Origin of the sequence: Bacteroides mucinivorans, assembly GCF_034654355.2 — a bacterium.
GTDB lineage: Bacteria > Bacteroidota > Bacteroidia > Bacteroidales > Bacteroidaceae > Bacteroides > Bacteroides nordii.
In genome coordinates this window covers 2,363,503-2,389,792 of the sequence record NZ_CP178179.1, presented here as the reverse complement: position 1 = coordinate 2,389,792, position 26,290 = coordinate 2,363,503, and the positions used below count along the sequence as shown (strand labels likewise).

The 26,290-nt window shown below is 41.8% G+C and carries 22 protein-coding genes; 13 read left to right on the top strand and 9 right to left on the bottom strand.

From position 1 onward, the window contains the following. Window positions 1-30: 30 nt before the first annotated feature. The 3 genes from VCM39_RS08755 to VCM39_RS08745 form a co-directional block, all read right to left on the bottom strand. Window positions 31-1,935 (bottom strand): polysaccharide biosynthesis protein, encoded by a 1,905-nt coding sequence (locus tag VCM39_RS08755; RefSeq protein ID WP_025867153.1) that lies wholly within the window; start codon window positions 1,933-1,935, stop codon window positions 31-33. Window positions 1,936-2,132: 197 nt separating this feature from the next. Beyond that, on the bottom strand, window positions 2,133-3,692 hold the full coding sequence (gene dnaB, locus VCM39_RS08750; RefSeq protein ID WP_025867152.1) for a replicative DNA helicase: 1,560 nt from the start codon (window positions 3,690-3,692) through the stop codon (window positions 2,133-2,135). 291 nt (window positions 3,693-3,983) lie between these two features. Further along, window positions 3,984-4,856 carry a CPBP family intramembrane glutamic endopeptidase gene (locus tag VCM39_RS08745; protein WP_289293813.1) on the bottom strand — a complete coding sequence of 291 codons (873 nt, stop codon included), beginning with the start codon at window positions 4,854-4,856 and terminating at the stop codon, window positions 3,984-3,986. 168 nt (window positions 4,857-5,024) lie between these two features. Between VCM39_RS08745 and VCM39_RS08740 the strand changes: the two genes are divergently transcribed. The 3 genes from VCM39_RS08740 to VCM39_RS08730 all read left to right on the top strand — a co-directional run bounded on the left by VCM39_RS08740 (window position 5,025) and on the right by VCM39_RS08730 (window position 7,415). Continuing rightward, on the top strand, window positions 5,025-6,071 hold the full coding sequence (locus VCM39_RS08740) for a leucine-rich repeat protein (RefSeq protein ID WP_122201565.1): 1,047 nt from the start codon (window positions 5,025-5,027) through the stop codon (window positions 6,069-6,071). A gap of 82 nt (window positions 6,072-6,153) precedes the next feature. Further along, window positions 6,154-6,561, top strand: a complete 408-nt coding sequence (locus tag VCM39_RS08735; protein WP_289291765.1) for a hypothetical protein — start codon at window positions 6,154-6,156, stop codon at window positions 6,559-6,561. Next, entirely contained in the window at window positions 6,519-7,415 is an 897-nt protein-coding gene (locus tag VCM39_RS08730) for an IS3 family transposase (protein WP_413544841.1), read from the top strand. Before VCM39_RS08735 ends, VCM39_RS08730 begins: the two co-directional genes overlap by 43 nt. Before the next feature lie 751 nt (window positions 7,416-8,166). Here the strand turns inward: VCM39_RS08730 and VCM39_RS08725 are convergent. Together VCM39_RS08725 and VCM39_RS08720 are read right to left on the bottom strand one after the other, a co-directional pair. After that, complete coding sequence (locus VCM39_RS08725; RefSeq protein ID WP_044095112.1) at window positions 8,167-8,775, bottom strand: response regulator transcription factor; 609 nt, start codon at window positions 8,773-8,775, stop codon at window positions 8,167-8,169. After that, a complete protein-coding gene (locus tag VCM39_RS08720) occupies window positions 8,765-9,469 on the bottom strand; it encodes a hemerythrin domain-containing protein (protein ID WP_044095111.1) in 705 nt (234 codons plus the stop codon). The genes VCM39_RS08725 and VCM39_RS08720 overlap by 11 nt, the downstream gene beginning before the upstream one ends. Before the next feature lie 255 nt (window positions 9,470-9,724). Between VCM39_RS08720 and VCM39_RS08715 the strand changes: the two genes are divergently transcribed. The 3 genes from VCM39_RS08715 (at window position 9,725) to VCM39_RS08705 (ending at window position 11,961) form a co-directional block, all read left to right on the top strand. Then, complete coding sequence (locus tag VCM39_RS08715) at window positions 9,725-10,900, top strand: phosphoribosylaminoimidazolecarboxamide formyltransferase (protein WP_322933061.1); 1,176 nt, start codon at window positions 9,725-9,727, stop codon at window positions 10,898-10,900. 165 nt (window positions 10,901-11,065) lie between these two features. Then, entirely contained in the window at window positions 11,066-11,572 is a 507-nt protein-coding gene (gene fldA / locus VCM39_RS08710; protein ID WP_322933062.1) for a flavodoxin FldA, read from the top strand. Between the two features lie 26 nt (window positions 11,573-11,598). Then, window positions 11,599-11,961 (top strand): DUF2023 family protein, encoded by a 363-nt coding sequence (locus tag VCM39_RS08705; RefSeq protein WP_322933063.1) that lies wholly within the window; start codon window positions 11,599-11,601, stop codon window positions 11,959-11,961. A 94-nt stretch (window positions 11,962-12,055) separates the two neighbouring features. On the opposite strand, the gene VCM39_RS08700 is transcribed toward VCM39_RS08705, so the two are convergent. Beyond that, window positions 12,056-12,958, bottom strand: coding sequence for a hypothetical protein (locus tag VCM39_RS08700; RefSeq protein WP_002559813.1), 903 nt, complete (start codon window positions 12,956-12,958; stop codon window positions 12,056-12,058). Between the two features lie 316 nt (window positions 12,959-13,274). Between VCM39_RS08700 and VCM39_RS08695 the strand changes: the two genes are divergently transcribed. The 6 genes from VCM39_RS08695 (at window position 13,275) to VCM39_RS08670 (ending at window position 20,498) form a co-directional block, all read left to right on the top strand. Then, the gene (locus VCM39_RS08695; RefSeq protein ID WP_002559812.1) at window positions 13,275-14,576 is read left to right on the top strand and encodes a porin; all 1,302 of its coding nucleotides are present in this window, start codon (window positions 13,275-13,277) and stop codon (window positions 14,574-14,576) included. Between the two features lie 31 nt (window positions 14,577-14,607). After that, window positions 14,608-15,840, top strand: a complete 1,233-nt coding sequence (locus VCM39_RS08690; protein ID WP_322933064.1) for an imelysin family protein — start codon at window positions 14,608-14,610, stop codon at window positions 15,838-15,840. A gap of 97 nt (window positions 15,841-15,937) precedes the next feature. After that, on the top strand, window positions 15,938-17,323 hold the full coding sequence (locus tag VCM39_RS08685) for a di-heme oxidoredictase family protein (RefSeq protein WP_122201606.1): 1,386 nt from the start codon (window positions 15,938-15,940) through the stop codon (window positions 17,321-17,323). Window positions 17,324-17,416: 93 nt separating this feature from the next. Continuing rightward, complete coding sequence (locus VCM39_RS08680; protein WP_182416631.1) at window positions 17,417-18,598, top strand: porin; 1,182 nt, start codon at window positions 17,417-17,419, stop codon at window positions 18,596-18,598. A gap of 6 nt (window positions 18,599-18,604) precedes the next feature. After that, on the top strand, window positions 18,605-19,327 hold the full coding sequence (locus VCM39_RS08675; protein WP_195570325.1) for a hypothetical protein: 723 nt from the start codon (window positions 18,605-18,607) through the stop codon (window positions 19,325-19,327). Between the two features lie 19 nt (window positions 19,328-19,346). Next, the gene (locus VCM39_RS08670) at window positions 19,347-20,498 is read left to right on the top strand and encodes a Rid family hydrolase (protein WP_322933066.1); all 1,152 of its coding nucleotides are present in this window, start codon (window positions 19,347-19,349) and stop codon (window positions 20,496-20,498) included. A 102-nt stretch (window positions 20,499-20,600) separates the two neighbouring features. Here VCM39_RS08670 and VCM39_RS08665 read toward each other — a convergent pair whose 3' ends face one another. The 3 genes from VCM39_RS08665 to VCM39_RS08655 all read right to left on the bottom strand — a co-directional run bounded on the left by VCM39_RS08665 (window position 20,601) and on the right by VCM39_RS08655 (window position 24,948). Further along, window positions 20,601-21,728 (bottom strand): cytochrome-c peroxidase, encoded by a 1,128-nt coding sequence (locus VCM39_RS08665; RefSeq protein ID WP_322933067.1) that lies wholly within the window; start codon window positions 21,726-21,728, stop codon window positions 20,601-20,603. A gap of 373 nt (window positions 21,729-22,101) precedes the next feature. After that, complete coding sequence (locus VCM39_RS08660; RefSeq protein ID WP_289291933.1) at window positions 22,102-24,447, bottom strand: TonB-dependent receptor; 2,346 nt, start codon at window positions 24,445-24,447, stop codon at window positions 22,102-22,104. 150 nt (window positions 24,448-24,597) lie between these two features. Then, complete coding sequence (locus tag VCM39_RS08655; RefSeq protein ID WP_122201552.1) at window positions 24,598-24,948, bottom strand: hypothetical protein; 351 nt, start codon at window positions 24,946-24,948, stop codon at window positions 24,598-24,600. A 662-nt stretch (window positions 24,949-25,610) separates the two neighbouring features. On the opposite strand from VCM39_RS08655, the gene VCM39_RS08650 reads away from it, so the two are divergent. Continuing rightward, window positions 25,611-26,285: a hypothetical protein gene (locus tag VCM39_RS08650; RefSeq protein WP_320997476.1), complete on the top strand. Its 675-nt coding sequence runs from the start codon at window positions 25,611-25,613 to the stop codon at window positions 26,283-26,285. Window positions 26,286-26,290: the final 5 nt, after the last annotated feature.

The following is a 26,290-nucleotide window of genomic DNA, read 5'->3' as shown; positions in this document are numbered from 1 at the left end:
AGCTATTTTTTTATCCTTTATTTTTGTCTATTAGTTCTTCTTATCCAACGCTTCAAAACAAGAGTTCTTACTTACAAATTCGGGAACAATATCCTTCATTGCTGCTACAATCTTCATCTGATCGTACGTATAACTCATTTCAATTAAATTCTGGATACGCTCTTTTACTTCATCATAATCATACTCGCGAACGGTAGCAATCATAATCTTATCGTGATAGGTAGGTTTTGTCAACTCCTTCACGTTCAAAAGTTCCTCATATAACTTTTCTCCATGCCGTAATCCGGTAAACTCTATTTTTACATCTGTACGCCCCGAAAGACTAATCATACGCTTAGCCAAATCAACAATCTTAACCGGTTTGCCCATGTCGAAGATATAAATCTCCCCGCCATTTCCCATACTTCCGGCTTCAAGTACCAATCTACAAGCTTCAGGAATAGTCATAAAATAACGAATAATTTCAGGGTGAGTCACAGTTACAGGACCTCCGCGCTGAATCTGATCACGAAAACGAGGAATAACAGAGCCATTAGAGCCTAATACATTTCCAAAACGAGTAGTGATAAATTGTACGGTTCCCTCTCCTTTTTCCTGTAATTTCTTAGCTAAAGACTGCACATAAATCTCACAAATACGTTTGGAACATCCCATCACATTCGTTGGATTTACAGCCTTATCAGTAGAGATCATCACAAACTTCTCTGCACCGTATTTTACAGCAAAATCAGCTAAAATACGTGTACCTGCTACGTTTACCTGAATAGACTCGGACACATTATCCTCCATCATTGGCACATGTTTGTAGGCAGCTGCATGGAATATATATTGAGGCTTATATTCACGGAAAATAGCTTCAATACGGGTCGGATTAGAAATATCTGCTACGATTGTCTCAGCATCAATATCTCTCCATCGATCCTGCAATTCAAGACGAATATCATGCAATGGTGTCTCTGCCTGATCTACCAGAATAAGTTTATAAGGATTAAAAGAAGCTACCTGACGCATTATCTCACTACCGATAGAACCGGCTGCACCGGTAATCATCACCCTTTTTCCTTCAAGATGAGAAGCAATCTTATGAATATCCACTTCAATCGGTTCGCGTTGCAAAAGGTCTTCAATCTGGATTTCCTTCAACTGAGTACGATTCAAAGGCTGTCCACCCCACTCACTCAAAGGAGGTGCAGTAAGTAGTTTTATATTATGAGCCAACAAACGATCTGCTATGTCCGTTTTCTTCAACTGATCCATCTTAGCCGGAGAAATGATAATGGTGTTCACATCGCGATCCTCCAACCTCTCAATCAGCGTATCATCATTGGGATACACCTTCACTCCCATCATAATCTTATCAATCAATTCCGGTTCGTCGGCAATAAAACCACGCAAACGATAATGATTACGTAAATTCACACGAAGTGACTTGGCTATATTTACACCTACTTCTTTTGCACCATAAATAAATACATTAACTGTCTGGCTACGGTCAAAATTAATGATTTCAAAAAACATTTTAACCACAATGCGCGAACAAGCCATCAGAGCAAAATTTATGACATACGCCATAAACAACACACTTACCGGAGCTATCTTTACATTGAAATATGTATCCAGAAGAACACTCGTAACCATCAACGTCCCATATGATACGGTGAGGGATACGAAAATGCGCATAATATCAACAAATGAAGAGAAACGCAGTACATTGGAATACGTACGAAATACCCGGAAAAATACCAGATTAACAATTACTGTCCAGAGAATAGTCTTATCAATAGTAGAAGAGTCTAAAAAAATACTACGAAAATCATAACGGAGCGCATATGACAACATACACGAAGATACAATAATAAAGACATCAATCAACAGAATAGTCCAAATAGGCAACACCTTTGAGGAAAGGTATCGATGAAAAAATCTTGGTTTCATTCTTTTTACAGTTTTTTGTTTTAGGCGTTGCAAAGATACATTATTTTTATCAACCACCGCTTTATTTTACAAAATAATAAAAAATCTTTTGTGTTTCCCTACAAATCAATAGAAACCGAAAATAATAAAAAAATGTAATAAACGCATTGAAATTCAATGATTCCAATGCGTTTATTACATTCTCAAAAACTTACTAATCAGAAAGGCAAAGGTCCTTCATCTCCTCCACCAAACGGATTGGCACTTTGTGGAGCAAAATCGGGTACAGGCGGCGGAACATTACCGGAGCTACTATTCATACGTGAGCCAAGTACAGGCATCGCCCCTGCATCGGGCACAGGTATTACCATATCATCATCCGGATTCTGGAAACGAGTATATTCACCTTTAAATCGCAACAGAACATCACCCACAGCACCATTACGATGCTTTGCAATAATTATTTCGGCCATACCACGAAGATCATTTCCATGATCGTCCTGAAATATTTTGTAATACTCCGGACGGTGAATAAAACATACCATATCGGCATCCTGCTCAATGGCTCCGGATTCACGAAGGTCACTCAACTGAGGACGTTTTCCTTCAATACCCTCACGATTTTCTACACCACGATTCAACTGTGACAAAGCAATAATAGGAATGTTCAACTCTTTGGCAAGCCCTTTGAGCGAACGAGAGATAGTACTAACCTCTTCCTGACGGCTACCAAAAGCCATACCACTGGCATTCATCAGCTGAAGGTAGTCAATAATAATGATTCTTACACCATGCTCACGTACCAGACGGCGTGCCTTTGTACGAAGCTCAAACACAGATAGAGAAGGCGTATCATCTACATAAAGCGGTGCGTCGATCAGGTCTTTCAGTTTATAGTCCAACTGTTGCCACTCATATGCAGCAAGCTGTCCGCTCTTGATCTTTTCACTGGGTATTTCGCACACATTGGAGATAAGACGGTTCACCAACTGTACATTGCTCATTTCAAGCGAAAACAATGCAACTGGATTACGGAAATTGACAGCTATGTTCTTAGCCATGGAAAGCACAAAAGCCGTTTTACCCATAGCCGGACGGGCAGCAATAATAATGAGGTCGGAATTCTGCCAACCGGAAGTCATCTTATCCAGTTTAGTGAAACCACTCTCCAAACCACTTAATCCATCGGCACGGGCAGCAGCTTTCTGAATCAACTGATACGCTTCACTAATCACCGGATTGATCTGCGTATAGTCCTTTTTCATATTCCGCTGCGAAATTTCAAAGAGCTTTCCTTCGGCTTCCTGCATCAAATCATCCACATCGAGCGTTTCGTCAAACGCTTTACTTTGAATGCCACTGGTAAAAGTAATAAGCTCACGTGCCAGATACTTTTGTGCAATGATACGGGCATGATATTCAATATGCGCAGAAGAGGCTACTTTACTACTCAGCTGTGTGATATAAAACGGACCACCTACTTCTTTCAAATCACCCCGTTTGGCAAGTTGTTCTTTTACCGTGAGAATATCCACCGGCTGCTGGTTGACTGCCAGATCGGTTATAGCAGCATAGATCAACTGATGACGATGTTCATAGAATGATTCCGGACGAAGTATTTCACTCACCAAAGAATAAGCATCTTTCTCGATCATCAAAGCACCCAATACAGCCTCTTCCAGTTCCGGCGCCTGAGGCTGAATACGTCCGTAATCAGTTATAGGTTGTGGAGTTTTGGATTTGGTATTACGTGGAGTTCTTTTGGGTTGTTCAGCCATCTTTATATTTACTATTTAAATTCTATTCATTTACAATCTAATCCTTAAGCACACTGCCAGTATGCAAAGGGGGTGACAAAGATAGAAAATAAAAATGAGACTGATAGCAGAATAAGATAGCAAGACTGATAAGAAATATCTATTTGCAACCTAATAATGTGTATTTAACATTTGTATATCTACACCATTAAAGTACGTACTTTATCCATATAAACTATGCATTTTAACTGTGCGTTAATTACCTATTTAACACTGCGTTAAATACGTAATTTTATAAGTAAGAAAACCTATTTATCTGCATTTTCTTCTTTCAAAGTACCAGATAATACTTCCCGTCAGTACAATCATCAGTATCGTACAGATGATAGATCCCTCAAAGCCAAAAGTACCGCCGTTCAAAATGGTATTCTCTGGCAGTTGCAGCTGTAACAGTGGCGGACAAAGCTCAATCCCGCTTACTTTATACCCCAACACAGGACCTTGCAACCAATTCCAGAACAGATGTAACGAAATCGGGAACCAGAGATTACGGGTATAGAGAAAAGCAACTCCGAGCAGACAGCCAGCCAACACAAGATTCAGCATGGGAAGAAAAGCTACATTCGGATTGAAAAGATGCATCAGAGAAAATAACACAGACGAAATCAGCAACGAAAGGAATTTGTTAAGCCTCGTCCGCAGCAACCGTCCCAAAACATAGCCACGAATCATTATTTCTTCTGTAAAGGCAACAAGAATACAGACACCGAAACTCCCCGCCAGATTGGTAAAGCTAAAATGAACTCCCATAATCCTGACCTCTCCCAATGCTAATGAAAGTCCGAATCCAATACCATACAGGAGTACAGCCACCAACAATCCATACAAGAAGTCTTTCCAACGCCCCCGGATACTAAGTCCTAAATCAGAAAACGGACGATAATCGCAATACTTAAGAACAAACAAAGCAGGAAGGACACTGGCCAGCAAACTGGCTGTCTGAATAACTGCGTATTGGGACAGTGTATACGATCCATGTACCCCCGAAAGCCCCAAACCAAGATAAGCAGCCACAGAAAGCACCATGGAAAGAAAGAAATATAATCCTATATAAACAGACAGACTGATAAGTACATGAACCCCTGTCCTGGGATTTTCCTGGCGGATAGCATTTTCTTGTTCCATATATAATAATTTACTTAGAGTATGCCACAATCATATAGCCTTATAGTAAAACTATGCCCACTGCCGCATTATTAATTGTTAAGCCGGAAGCAAAAATAACTATAAAAAACAAAAAGAGAGGCGTGTTCTCCCTTTTTTCTGTATATTTGTCTAAATAAAAGCTCACTCATGAAAATAAAACATTTATTTATAGGTCTGCTCCTGGCTGCAACGACACCGGGAATTATGGCGCAACCTATTAAAAAACAGTATTTTGTATCCAAAGCAGGAACATTGATTTCAATGATGACCGAAGACGAAGCAAACAGTGTTACTCATCTTACACTGACAGGAAAAATCAATGCAGAAGACTTCAGGCACCTGCGGGATGAATTTAAAAACTTAGAAGTACTCGATATCTCAAATGCAGAGATCAAAATGTATACAGGAAAAGCCGGAACACATCCCGACAAATTCTATGTATATATGCCCAACTTTATTCCTGCATATGCATTCTGCCAGGTAGTAAACGGACAACCTCAAGGAAAGATGTCATTGAAAAAAGTGGTTCTTTCAGAAAAGATCAAGAACATCGAAGATGCTGCTTTTAAGGGTTGCAGTAATCTTGCTATTTGCCAGATCAGAAAGAAAACGCCGCCCAATCTCCTTCCGGAAGGGTTGGCAGACAGTATTACTGCCATTTTCGTCCCATTAGGTAGCAGCGACGGATACAAAATAAAGGATAACTGGAAATCATTTGCCTTCATCGAAGGAGAACCACAGGAAGCTACTTTGCAAGTGGGTGCAATGAGTAGTCTGGAGAGTGAAATACAAAAGGCAGGCTTACAGCCCAAAGATATCAACTTCCTCACAATTGAAGGTAAATTGGACAACAACGACTTCAAACTAATCAGAGACTACATGCCCAACCTCGTTGCTGTAGATATTGCAAAAACAAATGCAACTTCTATTCCGGATTTTACATTCTCTCAAAAAAAATATTTGCTTCGTATAAAATTGCCCCACGGACTAAAGGTGATCGGCCAACGTGTATTTAGCAATTGCGGCAGATTATGTGGTACGGTAGAGTTACCCGCCAGTGTAACCGCTATTGAATTCGGTGCATTTATGGGATGTGATAATCTACGGCATGTGGTAGCTACAGGAGATAAAATTACAACATTGGGTGATAATCTATTTGGCGACGGGGTAGAAAACAAGTTGATATACAAGTAGGAATCGAGAAAATTAATAAAGAAACATAAGAGTGACTTAATACAGATTTACTTTACACCGTTTTAACATTATAAAAATTCATATGGCAAGTAAAGTATTTCCTCGTTGTAGGTATAGTTTAGATTTTAAACTTAAAGTATTAAGTGATTATTATCGTTCTGGTTTGACCAAATATTTCATCGAGCAGCGAGATGGTTTGGTTCATGGGAGTATTTACAGATGGGAAAAAGCCTTGATATTGTCTGCTAAAGACTTATCTTTGTCCCAGGATTTATTATCTCAAATAGAAACGATGCGCAAAGCGAAAGAAAAAAAGTCCCAAGTAACCTCTTCCTTATCTAAGGAAGAAGAGTTGCAGGCGGAGTTACTTCGTCTTCGCAAAGCTTTGGAATACTCCGAACTTCGCAATGAGGCTCTGTCTGAAGTCTTAAAAATCGGTCGTGAAGAATACGGCATCGATTTATTAAAAAAAGCTGGCGCCAAGCAGTAAATACCCTTCGGCACAGACATCCAAAGATTTCCATCGGAAGCCTGTGCTCACTGTTTGGTAAGAGTAGAGAAGGGTATTATTCAGTAAGTACGGAAGTACTTTCAGACCGTATTCTCACGGAGGTCAAAGTCGCCCAACTTGTACGCGAAATCAGGTCATCAGCACCCGGTATTGGTGCCTATAAGTTATTTCTGATCCTAAAGGAGGTATATGAGGGGAAGTTGATGGGGCGGGACAGCTTTTATAACCTGCTACGTCGCAAAGGTCTCATGCTTTCCCCTTTGAAAAGGCGTCATACTACCAACTCCAACTATAACTATCGAAAGTATAAAAACCTGATAAAAGACTATAAGCCAAAGACTTTAAATCGTTTATGGGTGGCAGATATTACTTATATTGAAACAGATGCCGGTGTTTGCTATCTCCACTTGCTTACAGATGCCTTTACTCATGAAATAGTGGGTTGGATCCTATCCGGTAGTCTCGTTGCAGATAACACTTTAGAAGCACTAAATCAAGCTATTAGTATGTTTCCTGATGCCGATTTCAGTAAATTGATTCATCATTCTGACAGAGGGTCACAGTATTGTTGTAACAGATATGTTGACAGATTGAAAGAAATGCAAATCTCTATCAGCATGACGGAAGATAGTAACCCTACTGACAATGCGATAGCCGAGCGGGTTAATGGTATTATTAAACAGGAGTGGCTATACCGTCAGAAACGTCCAAAAGACATTGTTGAAGCAAGAAGTAAGATAACGGAAATCATTGACTTCTACAATAATGTGCGACCACATATGAGTAATAACATGAAAACGCCCAAAGCTATGAGAGCAGGTGTAGCCGCTTAACGCTCTTTGGAGGCTTCGCGCCTCCAGCCGCTAAGGCAAACCGCCGCGGTGTTTTTCATAATATGATTTGCAGGATAGTCAATAAATAGCTAATTTAGAAGCTGAAAAAATGCACTGTTTATGGGATGTATTGATTTATGATCGGAAAGACGAACAAGTAAGATAATTAATAAAGTATTCCTGAAGGTGTAAAGTGAAACAGTAAAACAATCAAGAAACTGTGAAGGAAAACAGTAGATATTAACCAAAATGTGTAAAGTGAATACAGGCATAGTCAGAGTGTACATTTTTGTCATGCAAGAGTGTACACTCTTGTTATATAAAGATGTACACTCTTGTTATATAAAGATGTACACTCTTGCATGACAAAAGTGTACATTCTTATTTTAATTGATTATCAGCACTTTACATCGAAATAATAAAATAAAAAAACGAGCAAATTCTTTTAAAGAATTCCTCGCCTCTGATAAGAAAAGCCATAAGGCTTTTCTTTTGTTTTCCTCTTTTTTCCTGAATTACAATCTTCTTTCTTACCTAAAAAAACTTCAATTACCTATTATTCTATTGTTATCCTTATTAATCTTTTACCTTTTATTTGTACCTATTGAAGCTTTGTTTATACCTTAAATTCTAATACCTTAATTTCTTATTTTTACCTTTTAAACTAATAACAATTTCTCAATTGCACTGCAAAGATACAGCTTTTTTCCGTGTGCGCAAACGGTTTTGCGTTTTATAACACTTTTTAAAGCTATAAATCTTTCACATCACTCAGTTCAACCAACTTATTTACAATAGCATAGATAGTCAAACCGGCAGCGCTATGTATCTGTAGCTTTTTACTGATATTTCTTCTGTGAGTGATTACCGTATGGATAGAAAGGAACAACTTTTCGGCTATCTCTTTGTTTGTCATCCCCTTCACTACACAAACCACTATTTCTTTCTCCCGCTGACTTAGTGTTTCCTGTCCGTCTTCCTCTGTATCAGGCTCAATATTTTCCAAACGGGTTATCTTGTTGGAAAGTGTCTCCAAATCATCAAAAATAGAGATGGAATCGTCGTATTTACTTAGCAGGTTTGCATCAATAAACGAACTGACTAGTGCCACCACTCGAATTCCTTTTCCAGTTGTTTCTTCACGAAATCGCACTACATCAAAATAGTCACCAAATGTCGGGTTTACTACCAATATATCGGGATACTGCGTACGCAGACAGTCGTGTAATGCTTCAACAGAAAGAAGTTCTACCGGCTGGACTTTCAGATTAGGCAAACGTTTTAATGCCAGTGTCAACCCACTACGGATAATCACAGAATTTTCTGCAACAGCTATGCGAATTGCTTCGTTATTTTTCATTGTCATTCATCCTCCTTTCCAACTTCAGAATAGCAGGAACAAAAATATAATCTTCTACTTTACAATGAGACTCAAGCCCCTCTTCACAAGCATATATATCAAACAATGCAGCATTAAGCAAATTGGTGTTTGCCTTAGCAGGACAGTATTTAATAATAATATTTTTAAGTTCAGTCAACTTCTCTCCTACCTGATCATGGTGTTTGGAGAATGTACTGATTTGATAATTCTTTGGTGCGTTATTCTCAAGCAGCGCATCTACATACTTAAACACCGTTCTCTCCTCATACTCCATGTGTTTGCGTACTTCCCGCATATATTCGTCGAAGAATTTAAGAATAAGAAAAGATACATCGTTCTCTGAACAATCAATAGCTTCCAGTAGTTTGCGCCGTATAGCAGGCAGACAGAACTCCAAAAAATAAATATGAGCCTGCCGCAAGTAGTCAACCAATGCCGGAATAGACAGACCATCTGTTTCACCATCCATACGCGAAAATCCCTCGGCCATAAAATTCACTACCGCAAGAAACGTCGGACAATCGACTCCATTCATCTCGCAAACTTCTTTTACCGTTTTGTCTCCAAAGCCCAAAGACAACCCAAAACGGCTCATAACCTGTAACAGAGAGTAATTATCACTGATAAGATCAATCATCTTATCGGAGGATTTATATTTTTGTAATCTGTCCATTTATACCTATTTTTATATTACGCGTACAAAGGAACGGATATTTTTTCGTGCACGCAATCCCCATTTATAGGTATTTTGGGGATTTAAAAATTAATAATTAAAAATTAAAATGCTTATCTTTGCGACGTTAGTCCGGGAAGAAACCTTGACGGTAAAGTTCATACAAGCCTGTAATAAGGCTCATAATCAGAAAGAATTTATCAAGCTACAACACCGGTCTTTTAATTTTCAATCTTTAATTTTTAATTATAAATCATGGCAAAAGAATTAGAACTGAAATACGGCTGCAATCCTAACCAGAAGCCTGCCCGTATCTTCATGAAAGACGGAGAACTGCCCATCGAAGTATTAAACGGACGTCCCGGATTTATCAATTTACTGGATGCATTTAACAGCTGGCAATTAGTAAAAGAGCTGAAAGAAGCTACCGGACTTCCGGCTGCCGCTTCCTTCAAGCATGTCAGCCCGGCAGGTGCTGCCGTAGCGGTAGAAATGAATGAGACGCTAAAGAAGATTTACTTTGCAGACGATCTTCCACTTTCTCCGCTGGCTACTGCTTATGCCCGTGCCCGTGGTGCAGACCGTATGTCATCTTATGGTGATTTCATTGCTCTTTCCGACACGTGTGATGAGGAGACAGCACGTCTTATCAATCGCGAAGTATCCGATGGGGTTATAGCGCCTGATTACACACCCGAAGCACTGGAAATTCTTCGTAACAAACGCAAAGGCACTTACAATGTTATAAAAATAGACCCTGCATACCGCCCTGCTCCTATCGAACATAAGGATGTATTCGGTATCACTTTTGAACAAGGACGCAATGAATTGAAGATAGACGAATCTCTGTTCAAAGAGATGCCGACCCGGAATCAGGAGATTCCCACCGATGCCAAACGCGATCTGCTTATTGCCCTCATTACATTAAAGTATACACAGTCCAACTCCGTATGCTATGCCAAAGACGGACAGGCTATCGGTATTGGTGCCGGACAACAGTCACGTATCCATTGCACCCGCCTTGCCGGAAATAAGGCTGACATCTGGTATCTGCGTCAACATCCGAAAGTAATGAGCCTCCCCTGGAAAGATAAAATACGCCGTGCCGACCGCGACAATACAATAGACATTTACATCTCTGAAGATTATATGGATGTATTGGCAGACGGTAGTTGGGAACAATTCTTCACCGAAAAGCCGGAAGTACTGACCCGCGAAGAAAAGCGTGAGTGGCTGGATACGTTAACCGGAGTAGCATTGGGTTCAGATGCCTTCTTCCCTTTTGGTGACAATATTGAGCGTGCACACAAAAGTGGTGTAAGTTATATTGCACAACCGGGAGGTTCGGTACGCGACGATCATGTGATTGAAACGTGTGATAAGTATAATATTGCCATGGCATTTACGGGTATCCGTCTGTTTCATCATTAATATAATTAAGGTGTAAAAGCATCTGGCTTCACACACTTATTAATAACCAATAGCTACATCCCCATTTATAATGAGTACCAACGTGTTATTCCATTATAAATGGGGATTTTCTATTTCATCCGGCTACCCTATCTTTGCACCATCATAATAAAACAGAAATTGAAAATGAATAAAATTGGTGTATTTTACGGTTCTACTACAGGAACTACAGAAGACGTGGCCCGTCGCATTGCAGAGAAGTTGAATGTTCCTCAGGGAGATATTCATGATGTTTCAGCATTGACTGATGCTCTGGTAAAAGAATATGGTGTATTGGTATTGGGTACTTCAACCTGGGGCGTAGGCGAATTGCAGGACGACTGGTATGATGGCATTAAAATTTTGAAGAAAGCAGACCTGACGCATAAGTTTGTAGCACTATTTGGCTGTGGTGATTCCGATTCATACGCCGACACCTTCTGCGATGGAATCGGTATCTTGTATGAAGATCTGAAAGCCAGTGGTTGTACATTTGTTGGTGCAGTAGACACTGTAGGGTATACTTTCGATTCATCCGTAGCAGTAGTGAACGGCAAATTTATGGGGCTCCCTATTGATGAAGTGAACGAAGACGGCCAGACAGACGAACGCATTGCTCAATGGGTGGAAATACTCAAAAAAGAAATTAACTAATACTTTTTATTATATATACTTGCATTATGGCCACTGAAAGAACAATCCCCGGAGAGGTAAGAATTTTCCTGAATCACATTTATGAATTTAAGAAAGGAGTACGCAACATGGTACTCTATACCATGAATCGTGAATATGAAGAATTTGCAGTGCGCCGACTGGAGAATCAAAACATCAGTTATATGATTCAGAAAGTAGGGCCAAACAAAATCAACCTGTTCTTTGGTAAACCGGAGTGTATGGAGGCTATCCGCCATATCATCATCCGTCCGCTCAATAAACTGACTCCTGAAGAAGATTTCATCTTAGGAGCTATGTTGGGGTATGATATCTGCCAGCAATGCAAGCGATATTGTGGTAAAAAAAGAGGTATTAAGATTGCCGTTTAGTATAGTTTTTTTGTATGTGTTAGCTTATTTGCATGTCTTTTTGGGGAAAGAAGCCGCTTCGTTAGGGAAAGCGGCTTCTTCTTTTATCTACAGATTACCTTTCTTCTGAACATATCAAATTCATTGAAGATATTTTCTCTAATTTATTACCATCCCAAATGTATTCAACAGTAGTTATTGGTAAATTCAGATAATCACGGTTACCATGATAGAACTCGTCTCCATATTTAAAAACAATAAAGTGAATTATGTTATCTTCAACAAAACAACTTCTTCTATCTTTCGACAAACTTAAAGTTTCTTCCAACACCTTTTCATTTGTAACATCGATAAATAACCAATGATAGAAATTCGTAGCAAGCCCTGTTGCATCAATCATAGTAGAAGATAGTATAAGATATTTGACTACATTATTATTTATAGTATAAACAGAAAGATCATCTTCATTCATCCCGGAAAGCCATTCTTTTATCTTCTCATTCCGCTTAACGAGTTCCATATAATCTCTTACATTTACAAGCTTCATAGACTCTTTTGTTCCACACTTCACTTGTAAAACAGAGTCAATACAAGGTAAAATCATTAATGGAAATGGAATTGTATTGTGCATAAGGGTTATAGGATTTTCATGTCCCAAACAGAATAATGTATCATTCTTTACTTGATAATAATACATCGTAGAATGTTCTTTGCCAATAATTAAATTGTTGATATCTGAATTCTCCTTTAAAAGAGTATCACATCCCATAATATAGATACTATCATTAATAAGACAAGGAGAATGAAAACTCAATTTATATTTAGAATTAATCGTTTTAAGTTCACTGAAATTCCAGATAACATTTTCACCAGATCTTCCTGGATCCTTAAATTCAACTTGCTCTTTTATGATTTCATCTCCACTACGAATACAATTATTCTTATAGGTTATTTGACTAAAAGCCCAAAAAGTAGAAAAAAAAGAGAATGATAATAGTAATAGCAATGATTTTCCCATAGCAACAGTATTTAAGTTACAAGATAAAGTACTCCTTATCATTCAATTGTTAAAGAATATGCTTTACCATTAACAAAGATAACAAAAAACTGAGATACAGATGTAAATCGGCAAAATTATTTATACACATCTACCTCATTTTGTAGCCTTTCTTTATAAAGAAGTCATAAATAACTTCCTTTTCATAATTATTCTGATCTTTTAAATCTTAATTACCTATTTATACTGATAACCGACTATAACATTCATTATTTGTGGGTATTGTCGCCCTTTTTAATCTCATCTACCTTTGCCCCCAGAAAAATTTATATAAAACATGAGAAAATTAACAAGTTTATTTATCCTCTGTTTCCTGATGTCTTTCGGCAAAACAGTTGCACAGGGAAAAGACTCTACTAAGAAAGAAGAAAAGAGTTCTTCTTACACAGAAGAATATAATAAGTTCCGTTTTGGCGGATATGGTGAAATGGTAGCAAGCTACATGGATTACGGACTCAACCGAATGACCGAAAAGGGTAGTGTGAAAGAGAACCGGGGTACAGTTGCAATCCCGCGCTTTGTACTCGCCTTTGACTATAAGTTCTCTCCCACCTGGATATTAGGTGCCGAAATCGAATTTGAATATGGAGGAACAGGAAGCGCACGCGAGATAGAATGGTACGAAGAAAACGGGGAGTATGAAGTTGAAATTGAAAAAGGAGGTGAAGTAGCACTCGAACAATTCCATATTACCAAATTGATTCATCCTGCTTTCAACATCCGCGCCGGACACATGATTGTTCCCGTTGGTCTGACTAACTCACATCACGAACCGGTTAATTTCTTTGGAGTCTATCGCCCCGAAGGAGAAACTACCATACTTCCTTCTACCTGGCACGAAACGGGTATCGCATTCTTCGGTAAAGTATATAAATTTGATTATGAGTTGCAATTAGTAGCCGGACTGGACCCCCAAAACTTCCGTAATACAAACTGGGTAGGTAAAGGACGCCAGGGAGCATTCGAAATTGACAATTTCACAAGTCCTGCATTTGTGGCACGACTCAATTACTCCGGAATACGCGGACTTCGTATCGGCGGTTCTTTCTATTATAACCAAACAGCAAAAAACAGTAGTAAACCAAGCAGAAATATAGGACATAAGTTCCCTGTAACAATTTTTACAGCGGATGCACAGTATAAGAGTCCGAAAAACACTTTCATAGCTCGTGCCAATATGGTTTATGGTAATCTCGGAGAAGCTGCCAGCCTTTCGGAAATCAATCGTAAATCGCCAAAAGCGACCGGATATCCTACCACAGACGTAGCTAAAAATGCAGTAAGCTATGCAGGAGAAGCAGGCTACAACATCGGATCTTTCTTCGGTGAAAAAGCACCACGCATTTATCCGTTTGTTCGCTACGAATATTATAATCCTATGGAAAAGGCCGGTTATTTGAAAACACCGGATGCCCGCCTCAAAACCTCTATGTGGACAGTAGGACTAAACTACTATGCACTGCCCAACCTCGTAGTAAAAGCAGACTACAGCAAACGCAGAATTGGCGGTGGTAAATACAACAACGAAAATATAACCTCAATAGGTATTGCCTATGTGGGTTGGTTTGTAAAGAGATAACTTTAATAATAAACAAATAGAAAGTAAAAAGATGAAGACAAGAAATTTATTTCCAATCTTGTTAATGGGACTTACATTAACGTTCAGTGCATGTAGTGATGATGATGAAAAAAAGACGGGTGAAACAGATACCTATGAAAATCCATTCGAAAAATACAAAGCAGAGATTGCAGCAGCCGACACAAAAATCAAGTTGAATGATGATGTACTGGATCCTGCCATTGCCACTTATGTAGATGATGTAGTACTCCCCACTTATGCAATGATGCTGGAGAAAATCACAACGTTCAATACATTGGTACAAGCCATGCAGTATGGTTCACTAAGCAACAACCAGATTGCCGACGTATGTGAAGCCTGGAGAGCAGCACGTATTCCATGGGAAGAGAGTGAAGCTTTCCTGTATGGACCCGCAGCCTTGAAAAAACTCGACCCGAGCCTTGATAGCTGGCCATTGGATAAAGACGGTATACAGCAGGTACTTGAAAAAGGAGATTTCTCTCATGTGGATGATGAAGTAGACGATGATGACAATGCTCCTACCAATGCAGCGCAAAACGTACGTGGTTTCCACACTGCCGAATATCTGTTGTTTGCAGATGGTAGTGCCAAAGCGGCTGATGCCTTTACAGAAAATGCAGTATTGTTCCTGAAAGTAGTAGCCAGACACATGCTGAAAGATACTAAAGAACTGTATACAGCATGGAAAGATGGCTTAGGAAGTTCCGATGCTGATGTGCCAACTGCTTATGGTGAAATGATGAAAAGACATAGCAGCACAGATCTCTATAAAACTGCTGCCGCAGCTATCGCCGATATTTTTAATACAGAAGGCGGAATGCCGGCTATTGCCAACGAAGTAGGTGAAGCTAAAATTGGTGATCCGGTTAATGAATGGAATGCCGGTAACAAAGAGGAAGCTGTACTCAAAGTAGAATCATGGTATAGCTGGAACTCATTGGATGATTATGAAAACAACATCATCAGTATCCAGAACGCCTACCTTGGCAAAAGAAACAACGATTATAGCACAGATGCTACTGCCAATAGTTTCTCCAGCGTAGTGAAAAGCCTCAACCCAAAACTGGATGAGCTTCTGAGAGCACAAATCATTACTACCCGCCGGGCTATCAGAAATATCCCTTATCCATTCCGCAGCAACCTGGATCAGAAGGCAGCTATCACAAAAGCTCAGAAAGAGTGTGCCAGCCTGGTAGACGGATTGGAACTTGCCGGTCGTAAAATAGCATCTGCAGCCGAATAAAAACAGTAACTAAAAACATCCTAAAATGAAATTGTTTGTCGATAAACACTATTTGGCAAAAGAGCAACATACATACAAAGCCTGTGCAAGGCTTTGTATGTATGTGTTATTCGGAAGTCTGTCCCTCAGCGGATGTGACAACTCTATGGATGACAAGCTCATACTCAAACCGGACGGAAGTGTAGCATTACCTGCCGAGCTATCAGCCGGATACTCTACGATCTTTGCTACCGCATCAGATGCTTACGACATCAATGCAGACTGGGTAACCGGAGAGTTGGAACACCGGTTCAACCGGGGCAATAATCTATACGACCGAACCAGAGGAACGGATAATTCTTCAGGCGGAGGATTGGGCCCTGTATATGCCGGATACTCATGTTCCAGCTGCCACAAAGGTGCCGGACGTTCAAAACCTTCAACAGCCGTGGGAGGCAGTGAGAACGGATTTTCATCCATGCTGGTTTATATCCTGAGAAAAAACGGAGGGTACTATCCCGAATATGGGCGTGTATTGCATGACCAAGCCATCTATGGCGTAAAACCAGAGGGGAGACTAAAGGTTACCTACACGGAAGAAACCTTCAACTTCCCTGACGGAGAAGAGTACAAGCTACAGACACCTCATTATGAAATTACCGATTGGTATGCCGAGAATATAGCTCCCGAAGATTTGCGTATCAGTGTACGCATCCCCCTACGCCACGTAGGCATGGGACAAATGATGGCACTGGATCTGGACGAGCTGAAACGTCTCGCAGCCAAAAGTAACTATCCGGAATATGGTATTAGCGGACGCCTTAATTATATCACCGAAAGAGGGATAAAACAGATTGGCGTATCGGGCAATAAAGCACAACATGCCGACCTGACCGTAGAACTTGGTTTTTCTTCTGACCTCGGTGTAACCAACGACCGCTATCCGGAAGAAGTATGCCAGGGACAAAGCCAGATGATGGGATTTGCCAATTATGGTATTCAGGTATCCACACAAGATATGGAAGACGTTGACCTCTACATGCAAACCCTCGGTGTACCTGCACGACGGAACGTGACAAATGAAACCGTAAAGAAGGGAGAAGAGATGTTTTATAAAGCCAAATGCCAGTTATGCCACACGCCAACACTACATACACGCCCCCGAGGCACTGTATTGCTCAATGGTACACAGCTCCCCTGGTTAGGCAGTCAGACCATCCACCCCTACTCCGACTATCTGCTACATGACATGGGCCCCGGACTTGACGACGGTTATCCCAGCGGGTTAGCCGCAGGATGCGAATGGCGTACTACTCCATTGTGGGGTATCGGCCTTCAAGAGGTCGTAAACGGACATACCTATTTCTTACACGACGGACGTGCACGCAACCTGACAGAAGCAATCATGTGGCATGACGGTGAAGGTGCCGCATCACGTATTCTTTTCTCCAGAATGAGTAAAGAAGAACGGAGTGCATTACTCACTTTCATTGAATCTCTCTAAAACAAAAAGACCTAATCAGACAAAAAAGCAACAAAAATGATACATCAAATAACAAAAACAACCGCCATCCTCGCGTTCAGTGCCCTTACTGTAATGCCGGCTATGGCACAAGAGAAAGAAGTAGACGACAAATATGTAGAAAATGATGTCGTATCACTTGCCGGCAAAAAAGGATTCTCATTCAGTACCAGAGCCGGAGACTTTTTACTAAAACCCTATGTACTGGTACAAACTTCGGCGCGCTTCAACCGCTACGATGACGAAGGACTCGAAAATATGTATGCTGATAATATTGCCAATACCGGTTTTGAAGTTCCCAATGCCATTCTGGGTTTCACTGGAAAAGCTTTTGGAAAGATTACCTTCAACCTTTCACTCAATGCAGCCAAAAGTGGAGGTGCGTTATTGCAACAAGCCTGGTTTGATATCGCTTTCAAAGAATCTCTCCGCTTCCGTGTCGGTAAATTCAAAACACCGTTCACGCATGCTTATCTCTCTACACTGGGCGAGACACTCTTCCCCGTTCTTCCCCCATCAGCCAGTACAATAGTCAACCTTCCCTACTCCCTCAACAGCGTGGGACCTACTTTTGCTACCGGTTTTGATCTGGGTGCCGAACTTCACGGACTCATTAATAACCGCTGGAATTACCAGATAGGTATCTTCAACGGAACAGGGATCGATGTAAACACAGCCACCAAAACAATGGGGCGTGACCGTAAATGGCTACCCTCACTTTTGTATGCAGGACGAATAGCATACATGCCTAAGGGTGAGATGCCTGCCACTCAGGGTGATCCGGATAATCTGTATACAGACAAGATGATGATCGGCCTTTCTACCTCATACAACGCCGAAGCCGAATCACAAAGTAGTAACGACTGGCGTGTCGGTGCAGAATTTGCCTGGATAAAAAACAGACTATATCTGGCCGCAGAAGCCTATTATATGAATATGAACTTCACCAAACGCCAGAATATCTCCAATGACTATCACTTCTGGGGAGCTTATGTTCAGGCAGGATACTTCATCACCAATAAGTTACAGGGAGCTTTACGCTATGATCTTTTCGACCGTAATGGTACGGATGTGGACGGTTTACTGAATATGCCTGCCGTAGGTATGAACTATTATTTCTGGGGATCGCACCTCAAACTGCAAGTAATGTACCAGTATATGGGACGTACCAAGCACAACACACAGAATGACCGCGAAGAGGACGGACTGGGTATAGCACGCCATAGTGCCACAGCTATGTTACAATTCACATTCTAAACGACTATGAACAAAATATTCAAATATGGAATAGTTCTTCCCTGTTGTAGCCTCCTGTTGAGTGGTTGCGATGACGGGAAGATCTACCCGGACGACTCTATTGATGCGGGAAGAACAGTCACCATCCAGGTTTCCTTTACCGGTGTGCGTGCCTATCCCGACTATAACATGCTGACATTTGCAGCCTTTGGCGAAGATGCCCATGAACCGCTTCTGACGCAACGTCTCTCCCGCCCCACCGAAGGCAGGGTGGAAGAATACACACTGATGGGACTTCCGGAAGGGACAAAAGCCGTCGGCATTGCCCTCGTCAGCAGAGGACAGACATTGATTTATAAATACTGCTCCGTAGATATTGACACATCGGTAAAGGAAACGATTCTTCCGAAAACGACTGTCAACCTGGCCACTTATGACCGGATACAAGAACAGGTGTTCGATGCCCACTGCATCGCTTGCCATGGGAAAAGTTCGGGCCAACCGGCAGGTAATCTGTTTCTCACCGAAGGAAAAAGTTACTCAGCTCTGGTCAACGTAAAAGCCGGGGCTCCCGTAGCCAATGAGAAACCATATGTAACTCCCGGTGAACCGGATAACAGTTTTCTGATGGATATATTATCCGAGAACATATTAAGCCACAACCATACGGACATCTTCAACGGTAGTGAAACCACCGAAGTTAATAATCTCCTTAATGCCTGGATAAACAATGGCGCCAAAGAAGAATAAATAAGAAGAAAGACAAGTTATGAAATACCAACATCACTCTTTTAATGAGAAAGAGGTAGAAGTACAAATAGCTTCGTTCTCAAACGGAAACGAAGTATCCGAATACCACATTATACTACAAGGCACTCAACCCACCCTCACTTATAAGGAGCAGTTGAATAACCTGACAGATGTTTACAACACACTGCTGACGGGAGAGCTTAAAGGTGCCAGTGCCCTGTTTAAGCGTTATTTTCTCAGTGATGCTGCCAATCAGGAGGAGATGCTGTTGGCCATGGCCACCGAATATTCGGACTGTGCCCTCTCCATTGTAGAGCAACCGCCACTGAACGGCACTAAAATTGCTTTGTGGGTATATCTGCAAACGGATGTACAAAGCCGTGCCCTGCCCAACGGATTGTTTGAAGCTGTCCATGGCAATTACCGCCATTTCTGGGGAGGAAGTGCCTTTAATCGTGCAGCAAACTCCGAATATCAGACACGGCTGCTGCTCAATGACTATGTGATGCAACTCATGGAGCAAGGATGCACGTTGGCAGACCACTGCATACGTACCTGGTTCTTCGTACAGAATGTAGATGTCAATTACGCCGGAGTAGTAAAAGCCCGCAACGAAGTATTCGTTACACAAAACCTGACGGAACATACGCACTACATAGCCAGTACAGGCATTGGAGGCCGGCATGCCGACCCGAAAGTAACTGTGCAGATGGATACCTATGCAGTGGATGGTATCTCTGCCGCACAAGTACAGTATCTCTATGCTCCCACACATCTCAACCCGACTTACGAATATGGAGTTAGCTTTGAGCGGGGTACTTGTGTCAAGTACGGTGACCGCCGGCAGGTGTTCATCTCCGGCACAGCAAGTATCAACAACAAAGGAGAAGTGGTACATCCCGGAGATATCCGCCTGCAAACCCACCGGATGTGGGAGAATGTAGAAGTCCTGCTACAAGAAGCCGAATGTACATTTGACGATCTGGCACAAATGATTGTGTATTTGCGGGACACCGCAGATTACCAGATAGTGAAGCAATTGTTTGACGAACGTTTCCCCCAAATACCCAAAGTGATTTTGCTCGCACCAGTCTGCCGTCCGGGATGGCTCATTGAAATGGAGTGCATCGCCACAAAGGCAGACCGGAACGAAGCGTTCGCAAACTACTGATGAAAACTGAAAAATAATTCGCTAATATGACAACTGCCAATTAGCGAATTATTTAAAACCATACAATAACCAGGTAAACTGTATGCACAGTTATGCCAATAATCAGTCTTTATGCTGGTGGGTAGGTTTATCCCCGTGATGATCATATCCGTCCGTCAACGTTTTCATGAAAGCAACAAGAGCGGCTTCCTCTTCAGGAGTCAATCCCAGGTTACCCAATTCATCTTTATTCACCGTAGCAGGATATTCGGCTGGTGGAAATTCATCACTTACGTCACGTACATTATAGAAATGTACAATCTCTTCAAGTGTTTTAAAATACCCGTTGTGTCCGTATGGCGCTGTCAGTTCCACATTACGAAGCGTAGGTACACGAAACTTTCCGTTCTCCTCCGCCTTTCGGACAATAGCTCCCAATCCAAGGTCTATAGAATCCGGAGTCAGCAGAAAATATTCCTGAGGAATACAGTAATGGGGGTTTTCGGGATTTTTAGGAATGCCCAGATTATCATAAGTATGATCAGTAAACAGCGTACGGCGGGCAATAACATCCCGCTCCAGAATATGGCACTCGGCACAAAGCCCTTTGTTTTCAAAAAGATCAAGTCCCAGTTTCTCCTGTGCAGTAAGCGTATAGTTGCCTTTCTTATATGCGTCAAACCTGGAAGAGAAAGGATTTACCTCTTTTGAAGACTGGTATGCCGCCAATGCATCGGTAATATAGGCATACAGGGAGTCTACGTCTTCCGTCTCACCATAAATGCGTATCAACTGCGGATAATAAGAAGTGCGTTTTACTTTGTCTACCACCATACGCTTGTCATGATTCCCCATTTCAACAGGATTGAGAAAAGGTTCGCTTGCCTGAGCCTGTAATGAAGGCGAACGCCCGTCCCAGAACAGACCGCCTACATAAGTTCCCTCCTTTTCATCGTAATACAGATCGGGAATGAATTTTGAATAAGAGATGGTCATCGCATTGCGTTGAGAGTAGAGCCCTTTCACCGCACCTTCGGATACGGCACGGGAATCAATGTCTGCAAAACCTTTAGTCAATGTATGGCAAGTGGCACAGGACTGTCCGGCAGGTTCGGAGAGCGTAGCATCATGGAACAACCGGTTACCAAGTAACTCTTTCTGTTTATAATAATGGGTAGGATCGTGCATGCAGGATGCCAGGCTGAATACGCCCAACAGCAACACAGCATGAAGCAATGGTGTGTGTTTCATAGATGTTTCAGTTATAAATATGTCTTAATAATGGTATACAAAAATATATATTTTATCTGAACTATACAAAAGAAAGGAAATAAGAGATGGGAAAAAGGAGAGAAAAAAGAGGACAATCTAAAATGAGGTCAATCGCTTGCTGAAGGTAATTATGACAGCGTAAACAGTAAAGGCGCAGGCTGCATGTAGTAAAGGCGTTCCCTGCATGCAGTCTGCGCCTTTACTACATGCAGGGAACGTATCAACTGTACAAAAGAAATTTCGCCTCTAAAAGTATAAAGAAAATATGCTACATATATCTAAGATGCACAAAGATGCACTCCATTACCCGGTACACTTCTATGCACAGAAAGCAATGCCGGAAAAATTCTACTTAATAGGTTATTTTCACTCCGGCAAAGTAACTCCTTGGCGTTGCCGGACCATAAATATAGTTGGAGTCGCGGTTTGCCCCACGGTCAAAGTCTTTCTGATATGCCTGAAAGATGTTTTGTACGCCACCATTGAGTTGCAATACCGCTGCTTTATACAATTTAAAGTCGTAAGCTACTTTCACACCAAGATCAAAGAATTTGGGTGTAGTGAGAGCTACTGCAGGACGTTCGGGCATCTCCCCCATCGCTGCATTCTCAGCAGAGATAGCAGCACGCTGTACAAGCATACTACCAGTGTACGTGCCCGATAAAGCAATACTTAACGGCTTTATCGGTGCATAGGTAGCCGTAAAGTATCCGTAAGTATTTGGGGTACGAAACATTTTCTTTTCAGCCGGAGCGTCATCGTCCCATTGATGCGGTTCGTCGTAATGGCTCCGTTGCAAAGTGATACCAGCCTGCAACTGGAATTGTGTCAGATATGCCAGCTTTCCTTCCAAAGTCAGTCCCATGACTTTTGCACCCGGTCCGTTACCGCGTGTCCGTATCAATACTCCATCTCCACGGTCCTCATACGGTCCAAGCACGAAAACATCTTTCAGACTCGTATAAAACCCTTCGACCAGAAAATTTACTTGCCAGGCTCCCAAACGGTGATACATATCGGCAGAGGCACTCAGGCTCTGCGACTTCTCTTCTTTCAATCCTTTAGCGCGTTCAATCATAGACACTGTACCACCCACATTCTCAATATGCAAATCCTCATCAAAGGCCTGCGGAGCACGAAAACCGGAAGCATAACTCAGACGGAAGTTAATATCCTTCGTCGGATTAAAACGCAGATTGGCACGCGGACTGAAAATGACGTGATTCACCAGATTATGCTTATCCAGACGACCTCCGAGAAGAATACCCCACTTATCATTCTTCCATTCGTTCTGGAGAAAGCCACTGTAAATATTCACCGTCTGTTCCGTCTGGCGGTTGTATCCCCACATATTGTCTTTCAGACGGTCACGGTTGTATTCCAGTCCGGCAGTGAGATCGGCAGGCATAAAGAGGCAACGCCCGAAACTGTACATATACTGTGCACCCCCCATGGCCGTAAGATCTGTGGTTTTGCCGTAGGCATTCAGGTCTTTCCCACCGCCATAATAACTGTCACGGTCTGTATTCAAAGCCGAAGCGAAAAGGCTCAGGCGATGTTTTTCATCGGGCGAGAAGTAATCGAACTTCAGGCTACCGCCATCAATAGCATGTTCCAATTGTTCGGCTATATTGGCTTCGTGAGGCGGACGATTCAGCAGATCTCCTCCCCGGCGGAACTCCTGCAAATGATGATACTCAAAAGTCAGCTTAGAGTAAGTGCTCGTCTTGAAATAAGAACGGAAACCTACAGTCTGGTTCTTCAGTTTTGGCAACTCCGTATAGCCGTCTCCATCGTAATCATACCCCGAACGATGGCGGTTCTGACCGAAGATATAAACTCCTGCGCGATGATCGTCCGTCACCAGAGAGACATTTAAAGAGGTATTATTATCGAAAGAGTTACCGCCCCCAAATCCGGTAATAGTATGAGACAACTGGCCGGAGTTGCGCAGTGGCTCTTTTGTAATAATGTTAATCGTTCCGGCTATTGCAGACGATCCGAACAAAGCCGAACCACCTCCGCGCATTACTTCTACCCGTTCAATCATACTGGCAGGAATCTGCTCCAACCCATACACCCCCGAAAGAGCACTGAACACCGGACGAGAGTCTATTAGAATCTGTGTATACGGCCCGTCCAGCCCATTGATACGTACCTGCTGAAAGCCACAGTTCTGACAATTGGTTTCTACCCGCACGCCCGGCTGAAAGTTTAACCCTTGCGAGAGAGTACTGGAGTTGGTAGATTCAAACAGTTTCAGATCGACCACATTGACCAATGTAGGTGCCATACGACGGGTTGTTTCGTTACGATTGGCAGAGACAACCACCCCGTCAAGAGCAATAGCGTCTTCTTCCAGTTCGAAATTCTCTTCCAGCGTCTTGCCTTTTTTCAAGGTTACGTCGCGGGTCAGGGTTTTGTATCCCACAGAACTGACTTCCATCCTGAAATTGCCTTCGGGAAGATTCTTCAAAAAATAGTGTCCCGTAGCATCTGTTACCGTACCTATGGTAGTCCCTTTAAGGGCAATCGTAATATATGGTAAGTGCTCGCCGCTATTCTTATCAAGTACATGCCCGATGATATTGGCGTCAGATTTCTTCAACTCAGGGAATTCAGGATGTTCGGGTTGTGTGGCCATTGCTGAGAAAAAAACATAGCATAGGCCAACGAGAATAAAGATATATTTTTTCATTTTCGTTTGTAGTTAGTAGTAACCACCCGGCAATGACAAAGGATGGAGACAGGACAATCGTACAGTCCTTTCCCCAACCACCATCCGGTAGTTACTTATTATTAATAAATGATTAAAAAAGAGGTTCTTTCGCGTTGAGACGGAAAGAGCTTACGATAGATAAAGCGAAGGAGGTGCCCTCAATGACACCACTCCTGCACAAGAAGCATGACGGCCTATACGTTGAGGACACCATAGAAGCGTACACAACAACAATGCCGTAAATGCTGCAAAAACCGGGATAATACCCGCATCTGTAGTTTGAACGTGGGTTAAGAAGTGAATTAGCTGGAACTCAACACTCGTATGTTCATGTTTTGTTCCTTTCTTAAAGGGGTGTGAGTGAACGATTGTCACCCCGTTCACCACGTGCGAGTGAGTGAACAGCGTAATGCCTGCCATGTACGAAATAAACAGTACAGGGAGGAACCACTTCAGAATAGACAGGTACAATCGTTTCATCTAAGTTTGTTTTCGGCAAAGATAAGGGGAATAATTATATCAGACAATCCCCATTAATGATGATTTGTCAACAAATACCGACTAACAGGCAGAAAAGCCTGGTTTTTCACTATTATTAGGTATTTCATATCTCAAAGAAGCTCCTCATCTTTACAGTGAAATAGTAATAACACTCAGCCTGATGCAAAAGTTGCCAATGTGCTGATGTACCAATTGGCTGCGCTGTTTTATCGCAAGACATTGGTATATTGACATATTATTACAATGAAGAGGTTCCAAGGGTCCCCCTAAACAGTATCATTACGTTTATCCGGTATCGTACTTTGTTTTTCTCAGAAAGGAATGTTCCTTTTCTCGACATGTATTACTGTTTTACATGTACATGTCGTGCTGTTCCACATGCACATGTCGTACCGTTCCACATGTACATGTCGTACTGCTTTACATGTACATCTAAAACAATCTTACACACCGAGACTTCATACGTTCCTCTATGAGACACTTTGCGAGAATTTGCGCTCACCTGTGTTTCAATGTACTATCGCCTGTCGTACCTCCCCGGCCGGGAAGGCCCTATGAAAACTTTTCATGCGTTTCTCAACGGATATTAACAGATTAACAGTACATTTGTCGTATCATATTTATTTAATAATAAAACTACAATGAGAACGAAAGACTGGAAAGCGATAAATACCCCCAGGATACTTGTGATAGGAGAAGATTCAAACTTGCAGTGGTCGGAAACCGTAGCAAAGTACGCTATGTTTGCCGATTATTATTTTCGCGGATTTCCGGAAGATCACGGAGAGCGCAGTAGAAACGTGGAGTCACGCAATCTCTTCAACTATGTAATGAGACTCACCGATCATCAGTTAACTCCCGAAGATGTGTACATCACCAATTTGTGCAACGATGATGTAGAACCGGCTCCCAAAGGAAAAAGAACTTTCATACCCGAAGAAAAAGCACAAAAAGGCATCGAACACATCAAATGGATTTTGTCGGAGAATCCTTCCATAAAATGTATACTGGCAATGTCTTTGCAAACAAATTACTGGCTTCAGCAACTCGGTTTCTACGAAGGTGATACCGACTTTTTACGGGCTGCCGAACCCAGACGCAACGGAAAAGAAAGCCTGTCGCCTTTCTATCAGCCGGTAGACGGTAAAGCATTTACCATGATCTGCGGTAAAGCTTATGACGCTACGGACTTCCCGGTAAAAGTATTCCCTGTGCTTCCTGCAAAAGACTATCCTTTGTCCGATCAGAATCTGGATCGTTATGCAAAAGCTCTGGACCAGGTAGTTAATTACTTTAGAACGAATAAGATATTTTAAACTCC

Bases quoted from the DNA above. Each gene is read 5' to 3' on its own strand.
- VCM39_RS08650 (WP_320997476.1), top strand. From the start codon at position 25,611: ATGAGAACGAAAGACTGGAAAGCGATAAATACCCCCAGGATACTTGTG.
- VCM39_RS08665 (WP_322933067.1), bottom strand. From the start codon at position 21,728: ATGAAACACACACCATTGCTTCATGCTGTGTTGCTGTTGGGCGTATTC.
- VCM39_RS08725 (WP_044095112.1), bottom strand. From the start codon at position 8,775: ATGAAAAATAACGAAGCAATTCGCATAGCTGTTGCAGAAAATTCTGTG.
- VCM39_RS08690 (WP_322933064.1), top strand. From the start codon at position 14,608: ATGAAGACAAGAAATTTATTTCCAATCTTGTTAATGGGACTTACATTA.
- VCM39_RS08715 (WP_322933061.1), top strand. From the start codon at position 9,725: ATGGCAAAAGAATTAGAACTGAAATACGGCTGCAATCCTAACCAGAAG.
- VCM39_RS08680 (WP_182416631.1), top strand. From the start codon at position 17,417: ATGCCGGCTATGGCACAAGAGAAAGAAGTAGACGACAAATATGTAGAA.
- VCM39_RS08705 (WP_322933063.1), top strand. From the start codon at position 11,599: ATGGCCACTGAAAGAACAATCCCCGGAGAGGTAAGAATTTTCCTGAAT.
- VCM39_RS08670 (WP_322933066.1), top strand. From the start codon at position 19,347: ATGAAATACCAACATCACTCTTTTAATGAGAAAGAGGTAGAAGTACAA.
- VCM39_RS08735 (WP_289291765.1), top strand. From the start codon at position 6,154: ATGGCAAGTAAAGTATTTCCTCGTTGTAGGTATAGTTTAGATTTTAAA.
- VCM39_RS08745 (WP_289293813.1), bottom strand. From the start codon at position 4,856: ATGGAACAAGAAAATGCTATCCGCCAGGAAAATCCCAGGACAGGGGTT.
- VCM39_RS08720 (WP_044095111.1), bottom strand. From the start codon at position 9,469: ATGGACAGATTACAAAAATATAAATCCTCCGATAAGATGATTGATCTT.
- VCM39_RS08700 (WP_002559813.1), bottom strand. From the start codon at position 12,958: ATGGGAAAATCATTGCTATTACTATTATCATTCTCTTTTTTTTCTACT.
- VCM39_RS08755 (WP_025867153.1), bottom strand. From the start codon at position 1,935: ATGAAACCAAGATTTTTTCATCGATACCTTTCCTCAAAGGTGTTGCCT.
- VCM39_RS08655 (WP_122201552.1), bottom strand. From the start codon at position 24,948: ATGAAACGATTGTACCTGTCTATTCTGAAGTGGTTCCTCCCTGTACTG.
- VCM39_RS08685 (WP_122201606.1), top strand. From the start codon at position 15,938: ATGTATGTGTTATTCGGAAGTCTGTCCCTCAGCGGATGTGACAACTCT.
- VCM39_RS08660 (WP_289291933.1), bottom strand. From the start codon at position 24,447: ATGAAAAAATATATCTTTATTCTCGTTGGCCTATGCTATGTTTTTTTC.
- VCM39_RS08675 (WP_195570325.1), top strand. From the start codon at position 18,605: ATGAACAAAATATTCAAATATGGAATAGTTCTTCCCTGTTGTAGCCTC.
- dnaB (WP_025867152.1), bottom strand. From the start codon at position 3,692: ATGGCTGAACAACCCAAAAGAACTCCACGTAATACCAAATCCAAAACT.
- fldA (WP_322933062.1), top strand. From the start codon at position 11,066: ATGAATAAAATTGGTGTATTTTACGGTTCTACTACAGGAACTACAGAA.
- VCM39_RS08740 (WP_122201565.1), top strand. From the start codon at position 5,025: ATGAAAATAAAACATTTATTTATAGGTCTGCTCCTGGCTGCAACGACA.
- VCM39_RS08695 (WP_002559812.1), top strand. From the start codon at position 13,275: ATGAGAAAATTAACAAGTTTATTTATCCTCTGTTTCCTGATGTCTTTC.